This window comes from Streptomyces mabaensis, assembly GCF_053763515.1.
Window position 1 is genome coordinate 16,385 of sequence record NZ_JBSOPZ010000038.1, and the last position, 13,136, is coordinate 29,520.

The following is a 13,136-nucleotide window of genomic DNA, read 5'->3' on the forward strand; positions in this document are numbered from 1 at the left end:
CGGCCGTCGGTGGTGATCTTTGCATCGACCGGCCCAACCGGACGTGCGGCCGCCGCTCGGGCCCGGTGTCGTGGAGATGACCGATGCCGTCGGAGCGGTTGCAGGACCGGTCTCCTCCACTCCCGGCGTCGCTGGGCTCAAGGAGCGATCCATGCCGATGCTTGCTGCCGAAGACGCTTGCCCCGAGTCGGGAAACTGGGTGCTGCCGCAGCCCCCGACCGATCAGGAGAAGTACTCCTACGTCAGGCGCCGCCTCTGGGTGCTGACGATCAGCTCGCTCGTCAGCATGGGCTGCCTCGCCTTCAGCCAGTTCCGGCTGATCCAGTCCTCCCCCTGGCTGAACCTCTGGCTGCCGTTCCTGGTCTGCACGCTTCTGTACTACCTGGTCTCCCTGCGGGTGAACGCCTTCACCGCCGACTTCGACCTCAAGGCGCACGACCGGCTGGTGCGGGACTGGCGCCCGGAGACCTATCCGACGGTCGGAATCCTCCTGCCGGTGTGCGGCGAGCCCGTCGACGTCCTCAGGAACACCTGGACGCACGTGCGCCGGCTCGCGGACCGTTACCCGGGCTCCGCCACCCCGTACGTGCTCGACGACTCCGACAATCCGGAGCTCGCCGCCGTGGCCGCCGAGTTCGGGTTCGTGTACGGCAGCCGGCCCAACCGCGGCTGGTACAAGAAGGCCGGCAACCTCCACTACGGACTCAGCGTCTCCGACGACGAGTACGTCCTCGTCCTCGACGCCGACTTCGCGCCCCGCGCGGACCTGCTCGACGAGCTCCTTCCGTACCTGGAGAACGAGCCGAGGACCGGAATCGTCCAGTCGCCCCAGTACTTCCGCGTGCTCAGCCGGCAGACGTGGATCGAGCGCGGGGCCGGCGCCGTCCAGGAGCTGTTCTACCGGGCGATCCAGGTCTCCCGGCAGCGCCGTGACGGCGCCATCTGCGTCGGCAGCTGCGCCGTCTACCGCCGCGCCGCGCTCGACGCCAACGGCGGCACGACCCTGATCGACCACTCGGAGGACGTGCACACCGGCTTCGACCTGCGCCGTCTGGGGTGGGACCTGCGCTATGTGCCGCTGCCTCTCGCCACCGGAGTCTGCCCGGACAACGTGAGTGCGTTCTTCCACCAGCAGTACCGCTGGTGTTCGGGCTCCATGAGCCTGCTGGCCAGCGGCAAGTTCTGGAGTGCGAAGCTCAGGCTCTCCAGTCGCCTCTGCTACCTCTCCGGTTTCCTCTACTACATCCACACGGCGCTCTTCACCGTCATGGCCCCGCTGATTCCGGTCACCCTGCTCATCGCCATGCCCGACAGGCTCAAGGTCGAGTACACCTTGCTGGTGCTTCCCAGCGTGGTCTACATGACCGTGGTCTTCCCCTCCTGGCACAAGTGCCCCTACCGGCTGGAAGCCTGGGCGGCGCGTCTGCTGTACGGCTGGGCGCACGCCTTCGCCATCTGGGACACGCTGCGCGGCCGGCGCCTCAGCTGGCGGCCCACCGGATCGGCGACCGCGAAGAGGGGCACGAGCCGGCGCCTGTGGGTTGGTGTCTGGGTCTGGAGCGGCGGTACGGCCCTGATCTGGGTGAGCGTGGCCCTCTGGCGGATGTTCACCCTGTATCCGCCGGATTTCGCCCTGGTCCTGGGCTCCGGACTGTTCTACGCGGTGATCGTGGGCCGCATCCTGGTCCCCTCCCGCAGCGCTGCCGAAGTGCCGGCCGCGGCGGCAAGTGAGCTCAGCCTCGGATCCGCTCCCGGACCCAGACGCCGGCGGGCTTGAGGACACCGGTGCCGGCGAACTCGCCCCTGCCGCAGGCGCCCTTCTTGAACACCGAGAGTTCCTTGTCGTTGTCGGCCAGGGCCCAGTTCGTCCAGCTGATCTTCTTCCTGGCCATGAGGTCGACGAACTTCTGAGCCATGGGGAAGTCGTTGCCGATCCCCGTGTACGACGGGGTGCCCCACTCCGTGACGAATACGGGAAGCCGGCCGGACGCGCGGTCGAGGGCGTTGCGGAAACTGTCCCGGTTCCACGCGGCGTAGTAGTGGAACGTGTACATGATGTTGGAGGCGCGCACAGGAGCGTCGAGGATCTCCTGTTCGCTGGAGCCGACGGCCTTGCCGAGCGTGGACCAGCCACGGGTGCCGACGAGGATCACGCTGTCGGGGTCCTCGGCACGGATCACCGGAATGAGCTTCTCCGCGTAGGTCCTGATTCTTGGCCAGCTCACGCGGTTGGGCTCGTTGGCGATCTCGTAGAGCACATTGGGCTTGTTCTTGTGCCGCTTGGCAATCGCCTTGAAGAACGTCATCGCGTTGTCGATGTCGATATTCGGGTCGCCCGGGTGGAGCATGTGCCAGTCCACGACGACGTACATGCCGCGGCTGCTCGCCCTGTCGATCAGTTCATTCGCCAGTCGGGTGAATTTGGCCGGGTTCGAGGCGTACCCGCCCTCTCTCGCATACGTGGCGACGCGCAGCACGCTCGCCTTCCAGTCGTACGCGATCGCGTCCAGCGCGGCGTCGGTCACGCACTGGGGATACCACTGGGTGCCGTGCGTGCTCATGCCCCTGAGCTGGACGGGTCTGCCGGACGCGGCGCACAGGTGGACGCCGCAGACGCGGACCTTGCCGTACTTCTCGACCGGAGTCCTGGCTTTGACCGTCCCGCCGGCGGCCCCACCGTTCGCCGGATGGGCAGCAGCCAGCAGACCGAACGCCACTGCGATGACAAGGACGGCTCGGACGGTCCAGTTCTTCATCACAGAATGCGACCATTACGTGTGATGAGGTGTCAATTCACGGCACCCGAGCCGGTTTTGGATTCACTCTGAAGCAGCAGCTCCCGGCAGTACGTCAGAAACGCCTTCAGGGCCAGGTCGAACGCCGCCTCCGCGCGTTCTGGGCCCACGGCCGACAGGGCGCGCGCCAGCTCGGGGGTGCTCGTGTCGTCCGGGAGCTCCCACATCGTCTCCGGGGCGGCCAGGTCCAGCGCCGAGCCCAGCACCAGGTTCTCCAGCGCGATGATGACGGTCATGACGTCGGTGTTGGCGAAGCCCGCGTCGCGCAGCCGCCGCACCGCCCGCTCGTACTGGGCGAGCACCTTCGGCGCGCGGACCGGGGAGGTCATCAGCAGCGGGATCACCCGGGGGTGGGCGGCGAAGGCGGCCCGGTAGGAGCGGGCCCAGGCCGCCATGGCGGTGTCCCAGGGCTCCAGATCCAGGGTGGCGCCGTCGATCGCGTCACACACCCGCTCCCGCACCAGCTCCACGACCCCGCCGCGCCCGTCCACGTGGTGGTACACCGAGCCGGTCTGCACCCCGAGGCTCCGGGCGATCTGCGGGACGCTCAACTCGCCCTGCTCGTCGATGAGCTGGAGCGCCGTCGTGGTGATGCGCTCCCGGTCCAGCAGGGGTGTCCGCGGCCGTCCCATGGTCCCGCTCTCCTTCGTCACGTTCCGTGAGGTCTTCCCGTATGCCCGGATGGAGGCTACATTGCCGCAACCGAAAGCCTTTAGGTTTCTGCCTCCCCGTTCTGTCCCCGCCGCTGCAGAAGGGCTTCCCCCGCCATGCCCGAGAAGTCACCCGGGACCTCCCCCGAGAAGTCACCCGGGACCTCCCCGGAAAGACCCGCCACACTCCGCCGTGGCACCCTCTCCACCGCCGACATCTCGTTCTTCGTCGTCTCGGCCGCCGCCCCGCTCACCGTGATGGCGGGCGTCGCCCCCATCGCCATCGTGCTCGGCGGCATCGGCGCACCCGCCGGCTATCTCCTCGCCGGCATCACCCTGGCGATCTTCGCCGTCGGGTTCACCGCCATGAGCCGGCACGTCCGCAGCGGCGGCGCCTTCTACGCGTACATCACCCAGGGTCTCGGCAAGCCCGTCGGCATCGCGGCCGCCCTGCTGGCCATGCTCGGCTACAACGGCATGGAGATCGGCGTGTACGGCCTGCTGGGCACCGCCACCGCCGACACCGCCCACGCTCTGTGGGGAATCGACATCCCGTGGCTGCCGGTGTCCCTCGCCGGGCTGCTGCTCATCTGGTACGGCGGCTTCCGCTCCATCGACTTCGGCGCCAAGGTCCTGGGCGTCCTGCTGCTCGCCGAGACCGGCATTCTCGTCCTGCTCGCGGGCGGAGTGCTGATCGAGGGCGGCGCGGACGGGCTCTCCCTCGGCTCCTTCACGCCCGGCAACGTCCTGGTCCCGGGCACCGCCGCCGTCCTCGCCTTCGCGTTCACGGCGTTCACCGGCTTCGAGTCCACCGTCATCTACCGGCGTGAGGCCCGCGACCCGGGCCGGACCATTCCCCGCGCCACCTATATCGCCGTCTGCTTCCTCGGCCTCTTCTACGCCTTCATCGTCTGGACCGTGATCCAGGCGTTCGGGAACGACGCCGTCGTCAAGGCCGCGGGCGACGACCCCGGCGGCCTGTTCTTCGCCGCCATCACCACCTACGTCGGCGGCTGGGCCGCGGACCTGATGCACATCTTCATCGTCACCAGCGTCCTCGCCTCCCTCCTCGCCTTCCACAACGCCATCAACCGCTACGGACTCGCCCTCGCCGAGGAAGGGGTCCTGCCGCCGGTCCTCGGAAAGGTCCACCCGCGCCACCGCTCGCCGTACGTCGCGGGCCTCGCCCAGACCGTCCTCGGCCTGGCCGTCGTCCTCGGCTTCGCCGCGGCCGGCGCCGACCCGTACACCCAGCTGCTCCTCTGGGTGAACACCCCCGGTGGCATCGGCCTGATGGCCCTCCAGCTGCTCGCCGCAATCGCCATCCCGTTCTACTTCCGCCGGATCCGCCACCAGGAAGGCGTCCTGCGCACCGTGGTCGCACCCGTCGCTGCGGCCGTGCTGCTCGCCGCCGCGATCGTCCTGGTCGTCTCGAAGGTCGGCCTGTTCACCGGCGCCTCCACCACCGTCAACACCGTCCTCGTCGCCCTCGTCCCCGCCGTCTTCCTGCTCGGCCTCGCCCTCGCCTTCCGGCTGCGCCGCCGCAGGCCCGAGGTGTACGCGAACTTCGCCGCCGAGCCCCCGCACCCGAGCGACCAGGGCGACCCGAACGCCGGGAGCGACCCGAACGACCCGAGCGACCAGAACCTCCAAGGAGAGCCGCCGTGCCCGCTGCCGACATCGTCCTGACCGGAGCCCGCGTCCGTACCCTCGATCCGGCCCGGCCGCTGGCCGGCGCGGTGGCCGTCCGCGCCGGCGAGATCGTCGCGGTCGGCGACGACGCGGACGTACGTGACTGGCGCGGACCCGGTACCGAGACCGTCGACCTCGCCGGGGCGACCCTCACCCCCGGCCTGACCGACGGCCACAGCCACCCCGTGTGGGGCGTCGAGATGGCCACCGGCCTCGACCTGTCCGGCGTCGCCGGCCTGGAGCAGCTGCGGGAGGCCCTGCGCGCGGCTCCCCGGACCGACGGCTGGCTGGTCGCCTGGGGCCTCGACCACAACGTCTTCGGCGGCCGGCCCGTCGACCGGGCGCTCATCGAGGACGTCCTCGACGGCGCGCCCGCCTTCATCCGCCTCTACGACGGGCACTCCGCCCTGGTCAGCGGGGCCGCCCTGGCCGCCGCCGGGGTCACCGGTCCGCAGGCCTTCGCCCAGCGCGCCACCGTGGTCTGCGACGCCGGGGGCCGCCCCACCGGGCACCTGATCGAGCACGCCGCCATGGACCTGGTCTCCGCCCTGGTGCCCAAGCCGGCACCCGCCGAGCGCCGGGCCCGGCTGCTCGACCTGCTGAACGGCATGGCGGCCACCGGACTGACCGGCGCCCATGTGATGGACCTCGGTGACGGGGACGTACCGGAGCTGCTCGCCTCGCTGGAGGTGGAGTCGCACCTGCCGGTACGGCTGCGCCTCGCGCCCTGGTGCATGCCCGGCGTGGACGAGGACGGCCTGGAGGAGCTGATCGACCTCCAGCTCCGGGGCGGCCGGCACTGGCAGGTCGGCGGCGTGAAGTTCTTCATGGACGGCACGGTCGAGGGCGGGACCGCCTGGCTCGAACATGCCGACTGCCACGGCCAGGGCACCGACGCGTTCTGGCCCGACCCGGCCGCGTACACCAAGGCCGTACGCCGGTTCCACGAGGCGGGCGTACGGACCGCCACGCACGCCATCGGTGACGCCGCCGTCCGTCATGTCCTGGACACCGTGGAATCACTGGGCGAGAGCGGCCGGCTCCGGCACCGGATCGAGCACATCGAGACCGTGCCCGACCGGGAGATCGCGCGCTTCGCCGCGCTGGGCGTCATCGCCTCGATGCAGCCGCCACACACCGCGTACACCCGCACCGACCACACCGACGAGTGGTCCAAGCGGCTCGGCGGCGAGCGGGCGGGCCGCGCCTGGCGCTGCCGGGACCTGCGCGACGCGGGCGTGGTGCTGGCACTCGGCTCCGACTGGCCGATCGCCCACTACGACGTACGCCAGGTACTGGCGACGGCACTGGCGCCGAGGGGCGCCGCCGCCCCCGGCCGCGCGTTGACCGGGCTGATGGCACTGGAGGGCTGCACCTCGCACGCCGCGGTGGCGGCGGGGGAGCAGGAGGTGGCCGGCCGGATCGCTCCGGGCTACCGGGCCGACCTCACGGCGCTCGGCCTGGACCCGGTCGAGGCACCAGCCGACGAACTGGCCGAGGCGCCGGTGCGGCTGGCCATGACCGGCGGGCACGTCACCTACCGCGCCTGAGCACCGACCCGGTCCGGTACCGGGCCGTCGTTCCGCTGCTGCTGCCGGGGCAGGTCCTCGACCCGCTTCGGCAGCCGCTGCGGGAGCGCGCCGTACCAGCCGTACGAGAGGAGGTAACCGAAGACGAGGCACAGCAGGCCGCCGACCGCGTCCAGCCAGAAGTGGTTTGCGGTGGCCACGATCACCACCAGGGTCAGCGTCGGGTAGAGCACGCCGAGGATCTTCGCCCAGGGGGCCGAGGCCAGCGCGAAGATGGTGAGTCCGCTCCAGAGCGACCAGCCGATGTGCATGGACGGCATGGCGGCGTACTGGTTCGACATGTTCTTGAAGTTGCCCGAGGCCATCGAACCCCAGGTGTGGTGCACGAGCACCGTGTCGATGAAGTTCTGCCCGTTCATCAGCCGGGGCGGCGCGAGCGGATACAGGTAGTAGCCGACCAGGGCCACCGCCGTGGTCGCGAAGAGCACGAGCCGGGTCGCCGCGTAGCGGCCGGGATGCCAGCGGTAGAGCCAGACCAGTACGCCGATGGTCACGATGAAGTGCAGGGTCGCGTAGTAGTAGTTCATCGTGATGATCAGCCATGTCACGGAGTTCGCGGCGTGGTTGACCGTCTGCTCGAAGGCGAGGCCGAGTGACTTCTCGGCGGCCCAGATCCAGTCCGCGTTGCGCAGGGCGGCGGCCTGCTGCTCGGGTACCGCGTTGCGGATGAGCGAGTACGTCCAGTAACTGACCGCGATCAGCAGGATCTCGAACCAGATGCGGGGACGCCGCGGCGACCTGACCCGGGCGACGAGAGCACGTGCCCGCCGCGAAGCCGGGCGGTCCTCGTCCACGATGGGTGGCGTGGCGGCCGTCCGGCCTTCCAGTGTCTTCACAGTCGCTTCACCCATGGGGGGAGAGTCTGCCAGATGCGCATCCCTCGCACGATCATCCCTCGGACTGGTATTCGGGGCATTCCCTCCGCCTTACGAACGAGCCGCCGCACCGGGCCCCGAGGCCGTTGAACCGCGTACCACCAGCTCCGGCATGAAGACGAACTCGCTGTGCGGAGCGGGGGTCCCGCTGATCTCCTCCAGCAGCGTGCGGACCGCCGCCTGCCCCATGGCCTGGACCGGCTGCCGGATCGTCGTCAGCGGCGGGTCGGTGAACGCTATGAGGGGGGAGTCGTCGAAGCCCACGACGGACACGTCGCGCGGTACGCCGAGACCCCGGCCCCGCGCGGCCCGGATCGCGCCGAGCGCCATCATGTCGCTGGCGCACACCACGGCGGTGCAGCCCCGCTCGATCAGCGAGGCGGCGGCGGCCTGGCCGCCTTCGAGGGTGTAGAGGGAGTGCTGGATGAGTTCCTCGGACTCCTCGGGAGCGAGGGCGAGTTGTTCCTGCAGCGCCTGCTGGAACCCCTCGATCTTCCGCAGCACGGGGACGAAGCGCTTCGGGCCGACCGCCAGGCCGATCCGGGTGTGGCCGAGCGAGACGAGATGCGTCACGGCCAGGTGCATCGCGGCCCGGTCGTCGGGCGAGACGAACGGCGCCTTGACCTTGGAGGAGAAGCCGCCGAGCAGGACGTACGGGACTCCCTGGCCGCGCAGTTGGTCGTAGCGCTGCATGTCGGCGGTGGTGTCGGCGTGCAGGCCCGAGACGAAGATGATCCCGGAGACCCCGCGGTCCACCAGCATCTCGGTGAGCTCGTCCTCGGTGGAGCCGCCCGGCGTCTGGGTGGCGAGCACCGGCGTGTAGCCCTGCCGGGTCAGGGCCTGGCCGATGACCTGGGCGAGTGCCGGGAAGATCGGGTTGTCGAGCTCCGGCGTTATCAGCCCCACCAGGCCGGCGCTGCGCTGCCGCAGCCGCATCGGCCGTTCGTAGCCGAGCACGTCGAGAGCGGCGAGAACGGATTCGCGGGTGGCCGCGGCCACGCCGGGCTTGCCGTTGAGCACGCGGCTGACTGTGGCTTCGCTGACCCCCGCCTGGGTTGCGATGTCGGCAAGCCGTGCGGTCACAGGGTTGGACTGTACCGGTCGCATGTCAGATTGCCCACCACGCAGCGGAATCGGCCGGAATGCGGACCGTGCCGCCGGCCGGCGCCACCAGGTCCGAGGAGAGGAGCAGCCTCCCGGGCACGGGGACGGTGATCGGGTGGGCGGCGGCGTTGAGCGTGCACACCAGCCCCGGACGGGCCAGCGCGAGCAGCCCGTCGGGCGCCGGAAGCCACCGCAGGGCGGCGCTGCCGTCGGCGCCACCGCCCAGCCGGCGCCGCAGGGCCAGTGCCGAGCGGTAGAGCTCCAGGGTCGAGTCCGGATCGCCGGTCTGGGCCTCGACGCAGAGGTCCCGCCAGTCCGCGGGCTGCGGCAGCCAGCCGGCTGCCGGTCCGAAGCCGTGCGACGGGCCCTCGGCGGTCCAGGGGAGGGGGACCCGGCAGCCGTCCCGGAAGCCGTCCTGGCCCGCCGCCCGGAAGAAGGCCGGGTCCTGGCGCACCTCGTCCGGCAGGTCGAGTACCTCGGGCAGCCCGAGCTCCTCGCCCTGGTAGATGTACGCAGATCCGGGCAGCGCCAGCATCAGCAGCGCGGCCGCCCGGGCCCGGCGCCGGCCCTGCTCCCCGCCCCCGTAGCGGGTGACATGACGGACGACATCGTGGTTGGACAGGACCCAGGTGGTCGGCGCACCCACGGAGGCGGTCGCCGACAGTGACTCGTCGATCACGCGCCGCATCGCGTCGGGATCCCAAGGGCACTTCAGGAACTGGAAGTTGAACGCCTGGTGCAGTTCGTCGGGGCGTACGTACAGCGCGAGCCGGTCGGGACCGGGCGCCCAGGCCTCCGCGACTCCGATCCGCTCGCCCGGGTAGGAGTCGAGCAGCCTGCGCCAGGAGCGGTGGATCTCGTGCACCCCGTCCTGGTCGAAGAACGGCAGCGTCTGCGCCCCGATCAGCTTCGCCTGTTCCCGGTGGCCGATGTCCGGCAGGCCGGGCGCCTTGACCATGCCGTGCGCGACGTCGATGCGGAAACCGTCGACCCCGAGGTCCAGCCAGAAGCGGAGGACCGCGTCGAACTCCTCGCGTACTTCCTGGTTCTCCCAGTTGAGGTCGGGCTGCTCGGGCGCGAACAGATGGAGGTACCACGCGCCGTCCGCGGTGCGGGTCCAGGCGGGGCCGCCGAATACGGACTCCCAGTCGTTGGGCGGCAGCTCGCCCGCCATGCCCTTGCCCGGGTGGAAGTGATACCGGTCGCGGGCCGCGCTCCTGGGAGCGGCGGCCAGCGCCTCGCGGAACCAGCGATGCCGCTCCGAGGTGTGGTTGGGGACGATGTCGACGATGACCCGCAGCCCCAGCTCGTGGGCGGTGCGTACGAAGTCGTCGATGTCGCCGAGATCCCCGAAGAGCGGGTCGACCGCGCGGTAGTCGGCGACGTCGTAGCCGCCGTCGGCCTGCGGCGAGGCGTAGAAGGGCGTGAGCCAGACGGCGTCGACGCCCAGCCCGGCGAGATGGGGCAGCCGGTGGGTGGCTCCGCGCAGATCGCCGACGCCGTCACCGTCGCTGTCGGCGAAGGAGCGCACGTACACCTGGTAGATGACCGCATCACGCCACCAGCCGCGGCCGTCGTTGGAAGAGCTTGCAGGATGCTGCACCGCGGGGGCCGCGGGGACCGGAAGGCCGACGGCGGGAGCGAGCTCTTGGGCCATGGGATGTTCCCTCTCGTACGGTCCTGGGTCGGGGGAGACGTACAACCATCCAGGTCAACGCGGTGATGCGGCTGCGGTGACGGTGCTCTGACGAGGAAAGTAACAGCCCTGCAAGGCCTTGTGAAAGATATTGCGACTCCTGGCCGAACGTGCCTCGGGTGGCGGAAAGTGCCCCTGTCAAGTGATGCGGAGGCAACTGTCAGGACACGCGGATGTAACGATCCCCTGCTCTTGCAGAAAGTTGCCGCAAGGTCTTTCGGCGGTCTTGCATCCTTGTTACGTTCCTGCCCGAACCCGGCGCCGCGAGGGAGCGGTCGGCAGGGGGGCGCAGGCCGCCCCCGCCATCTCGGGCATCTCTGAAGGAGTTCACATGCGGCGTGGCATAGCGGCCACCGCGCTGGTTGCGGCCCTCGCACTGGCGGCGACGGCGTGCGGTGGCGATGGCGACAAGAGCGGCAAGGCCGACGGCCCGGTCACCCTGACCTGGTGGGACACCTCGAACGCGACGAACGAGGCGCCGACGTACAAGGCGATGATCGCGGAGTTCGAGAAGGCGAACCCCACGATCAAGGTCAACTACGTCAACGTCCCGTTCGACCAGGCGCAGAACAAGTTCCAGACCGCGGCCGGCAGCAAGGGCGCTCCCGACATCATCCGCGCCGACGTCGGCTGGACCGGCTCCTGGGCGAAGTCGCAGTTCCTCAGCCCCCTGGACGGCACCGACGCGCTGAAGAACTCCGAGGACATCACCCCGGCGCTGCTCAAGCAGGCCCAGTACGAGGGCAAGACGTACGGCGCGCCGATCGTCACCGACACCCTCGCGCTGATGTGGAACAAGGACCTGCTGAAGAAGGCCGGCTTCGACAAGGCGCCCGCCACCTGGGACGAGCTGAAGGCCGTCTCCAAGGCAGTCGCGGCGAAGACCGACGCCGAGGGCTTCTGGCTCAACAAGGCCGGCTACTACCAGATGCCGTTCCTCTACGGCGAGGGCGTCGACCTGATCGACTCCGACGGCAAGAAGATCACCGTCAACTCGGCCCAGGCCGTCAAGGCCATCGACACCAGCAAGAGCCTTCTGGCCGCCGACGGTGTCGCCAAGCTCGATGTCTCCGCCGACTCCTACGCCCACATGCAGGACGCCTTCACCAGCGGCAAGGTCGCGATGATCGTCCAGGGCCCGTGGGAGCTCACCAACATCTACAAGGGCGCCGCCTTCACGGACAAGGCCAACCTGGGCATCTCCTCCGTCCCGGCCGGCTCCGCCGGCAAGGGCGCCCCGATCGGCGGCCACAACCTCTCCGTGTACGCCGGTGCCGACGCCGCGCACCAGGCGGCCGCGCAGAAGTTTGTCGGCTTCATGACCTCGGGTGAGACCCAGGCCAAGATCGCGGTGAAGAACAGCACCCTGCCGACCCGCACCTCCGCCTACACCGCCGAGGTCAAGGCGCTGCCCGGCTTCGCCGACATGCAGACGGTGCTCGCCGAGTCCGGCAAGGCGCGCGGCTCCGACCCGAGCTACAGCTCGCTCTACACCGACTTCGAGACCAACGTCACGAAGGTCCTCCAGGGCAAGGTGAACACGCAGCAGGGTCTGGACGACACCGCCAAGTCCTACAAGAAGCTGCTCCCGGACTACTCCTGAGGCCTCGGCCGGCCCGCCCCTCCTGACGGGGGCGGGCCGGCCGTACTGCCGCGTCGATGAACTGCCGCATCGATGAACCGACCCCCCCGCAGAGATCTGCCGAGAAGGTGCCGAAGATGACCGTCGCCGTCGAGGGCGCTGCCCCCAAGGGCGGGCGTGGTGACGCCCCGCGCCCCGGGCTCTTCGCCCGTATGAAGCTGTCCTACGAGAAGCACTGGTACGCCTGGGCCATGGTGGCCCCGGTCGTCGTCGTCCTCGGCGCCCTCGTGCTCTACCCGCTCGCCCGCGGCATCTACCTGTCGCTGACCGACGCCAACAGCCAGAACATCGGCCGGACCATCGGCGTCAACAAGATCCCGGACTCCTTCTCCTGGGTCGGCCTGGAGAACTACACGGAGATCCTGTCCGGCGCCGACGGCCGGTTCTGGCCGCACTTCCTCTGGACGATCGCCTGGACCATCATCTGCGTCGCCTTCCACTACGGCATCGGACTGAGCCTCGCGCTGCTGCTCAACCGCAAGCTGCGCGGCCGCACCTTCTACCGCCTGGTGCTGATCCTGCCGTGGGCCGTGCCCACCTTCGTCACCGTCTTCTCCTGGCGGCTGATCCTCGCCGACGAGGGCGGCATCCTGAACACCGCGCTGGGCTGGCTGCACCTGCCCCAGCCCGCCTGGCTCAGCGAGGTCCTCTGGCAGCGCGTCGCAGCGATCATGGTCAACGTGTGGGTCGGCGTGCCCTTCATGATGGTCTCGCTGCTCGGCGGACTGCAGTCGATCAACGGGGACCTGTACGAGGCCGCCGAGATGGACGGCACGACCCCCTGGCAGCGCTTCCGCCACGTCACGCTGCCCGGCCTGCGCTCGGTCAGCTCCACCGTGATCCTGCTCGGCGTCATCTGGACCTTCAACCAGTTCGTCGTGATCTTCCTGCTGTTCGGCGGGACCGGCGCCCCCGAGGCGCAGATCCTCGTCACCTGGGCGTACCGCCTCGGCTTCGGCCAGGACCCGCGCGACTACGCGGGATCGGCCGCGTACGGCGTGATCATCCTGTCGATGCTCATCGTCTTCGCCTCCTTCTACCGGCGCTGGCTCGCTCGCAACGAGCAGTCCGCAGTCTGAATCACGAAAGGACG

10 protein-coding genes are annotated in these 13,136 nt (G+C 69.9%); 5 read left to right on the forward strand and 5 right to left on the reverse strand.

Annotated features, from left to right (window positions below):
- Window positions 1-151 precede the first annotated feature (151 nt).
- On the forward strand, window positions 152-1,777 hold the full coding sequence (locus ACWV17_RS27930; protein WP_455361858.1) for a glycosyltransferase family 2 protein: 1,626 nt from the start codon (window positions 152-154) through the stop codon (window positions 1,775-1,777).
- Here the strand turns inward: ACWV17_RS27930 and ACWV17_RS27935 are convergent.
- Window positions 1,734-2,756: a glycoside hydrolase family 5 protein gene (locus ACWV17_RS27935; protein WP_455361859.1), complete on the reverse strand. Its 1,023-nt coding sequence runs from the start codon at window positions 2,754-2,756 to the stop codon at window positions 1,734-1,736. The genes ACWV17_RS27930 and ACWV17_RS27935 overlap by 44 nt on opposite strands.
- A 32-nt stretch (window positions 2,757-2,788) precedes the next feature.
- Window positions 2,789-3,427 (reverse strand): TetR/AcrR family transcriptional regulator, encoded by a 639-nt coding sequence (locus ACWV17_RS27940; RefSeq protein ID WP_455361860.1) that lies wholly within the window; start codon window positions 3,425-3,427, stop codon window positions 2,789-2,791.
- 135 nt (window positions 3,428-3,562) lie between these two features.
- On the opposite strand from ACWV17_RS27940, the gene ACWV17_RS27945 reads away from it, so the two are divergent.
- Entirely contained in the window at window positions 3,563-5,134 is a 1,572-nt protein-coding gene (locus ACWV17_RS27945; protein ID WP_455361861.1) for an APC family permease, read from the forward strand.
- On the forward strand, window positions 5,110-6,687 hold the full coding sequence (locus ACWV17_RS27950) for an amidohydrolase (RefSeq protein WP_455361862.1): 1,578 nt from the start codon (window positions 5,110-5,112) through the stop codon (window positions 6,685-6,687). The genes ACWV17_RS27945 and ACWV17_RS27950 overlap by 25 nt, the downstream gene beginning before the upstream one ends.
- Here ACWV17_RS27950 and ACWV17_RS27955 read toward each other — a convergent pair.
- The 3 genes from ACWV17_RS27955 to ACWV17_RS27965 form a co-directional block, all read right to left on the reverse strand.
- Entirely contained in the window at window positions 6,675-7,577 is a 903-nt protein-coding gene (locus ACWV17_RS27955; RefSeq protein ID WP_455361863.1) for a phosphatase PAP2 family protein, read from the reverse strand. The two genes, ACWV17_RS27950 and ACWV17_RS27955, sit on opposite strands and share 13 nt — an antisense overlap.
- A 75-nt stretch (window positions 7,578-7,652) precedes the next feature.
- Window positions 7,653-8,684, reverse strand: coding sequence for a LacI family DNA-binding transcriptional regulator (locus ACWV17_RS27960; protein ID WP_455361864.1), 1,032 nt, complete (start codon window positions 8,682-8,684; stop codon window positions 7,653-7,655).
- A 25-nt stretch (window positions 8,685-8,709) separates the two neighbouring features.
- The gene (locus ACWV17_RS27965) at window positions 8,710-10,362 is read right to left on the reverse strand and encodes a glycoside hydrolase family 13 protein (RefSeq protein WP_455361865.1); all 1,653 of its coding nucleotides are present in this window, start codon (window positions 10,360-10,362) and stop codon (window positions 8,710-8,712) included.
- 370 nt (window positions 10,363-10,732) lie between these two features.
- On the opposite strand from ACWV17_RS27965, the gene ACWV17_RS27970 reads away from it, so the two are divergent.
- Both ACWV17_RS27970 and ACWV17_RS27975 read left to right on the forward strand, forming a co-directional pair.
- The gene (locus ACWV17_RS27970) at window positions 10,733-12,004 is read left to right on the forward strand and encodes an extracellular solute-binding protein (protein ID WP_455361866.1); all 1,272 of its coding nucleotides are present in this window, start codon (window positions 10,733-10,735) and stop codon (window positions 12,002-12,004) included.
- 116 nt (window positions 12,005-12,120) lie between these two features.
- Window positions 12,121-13,122, forward strand: coding sequence for a carbohydrate ABC transporter permease (locus tag ACWV17_RS27975; RefSeq protein ID WP_455361867.1), 1,002 nt, complete (start codon window positions 12,121-12,123; stop codon window positions 13,120-13,122).
- The last annotated feature ends 14 nt before the right edge of the window (window positions 13,123-13,136 follow it).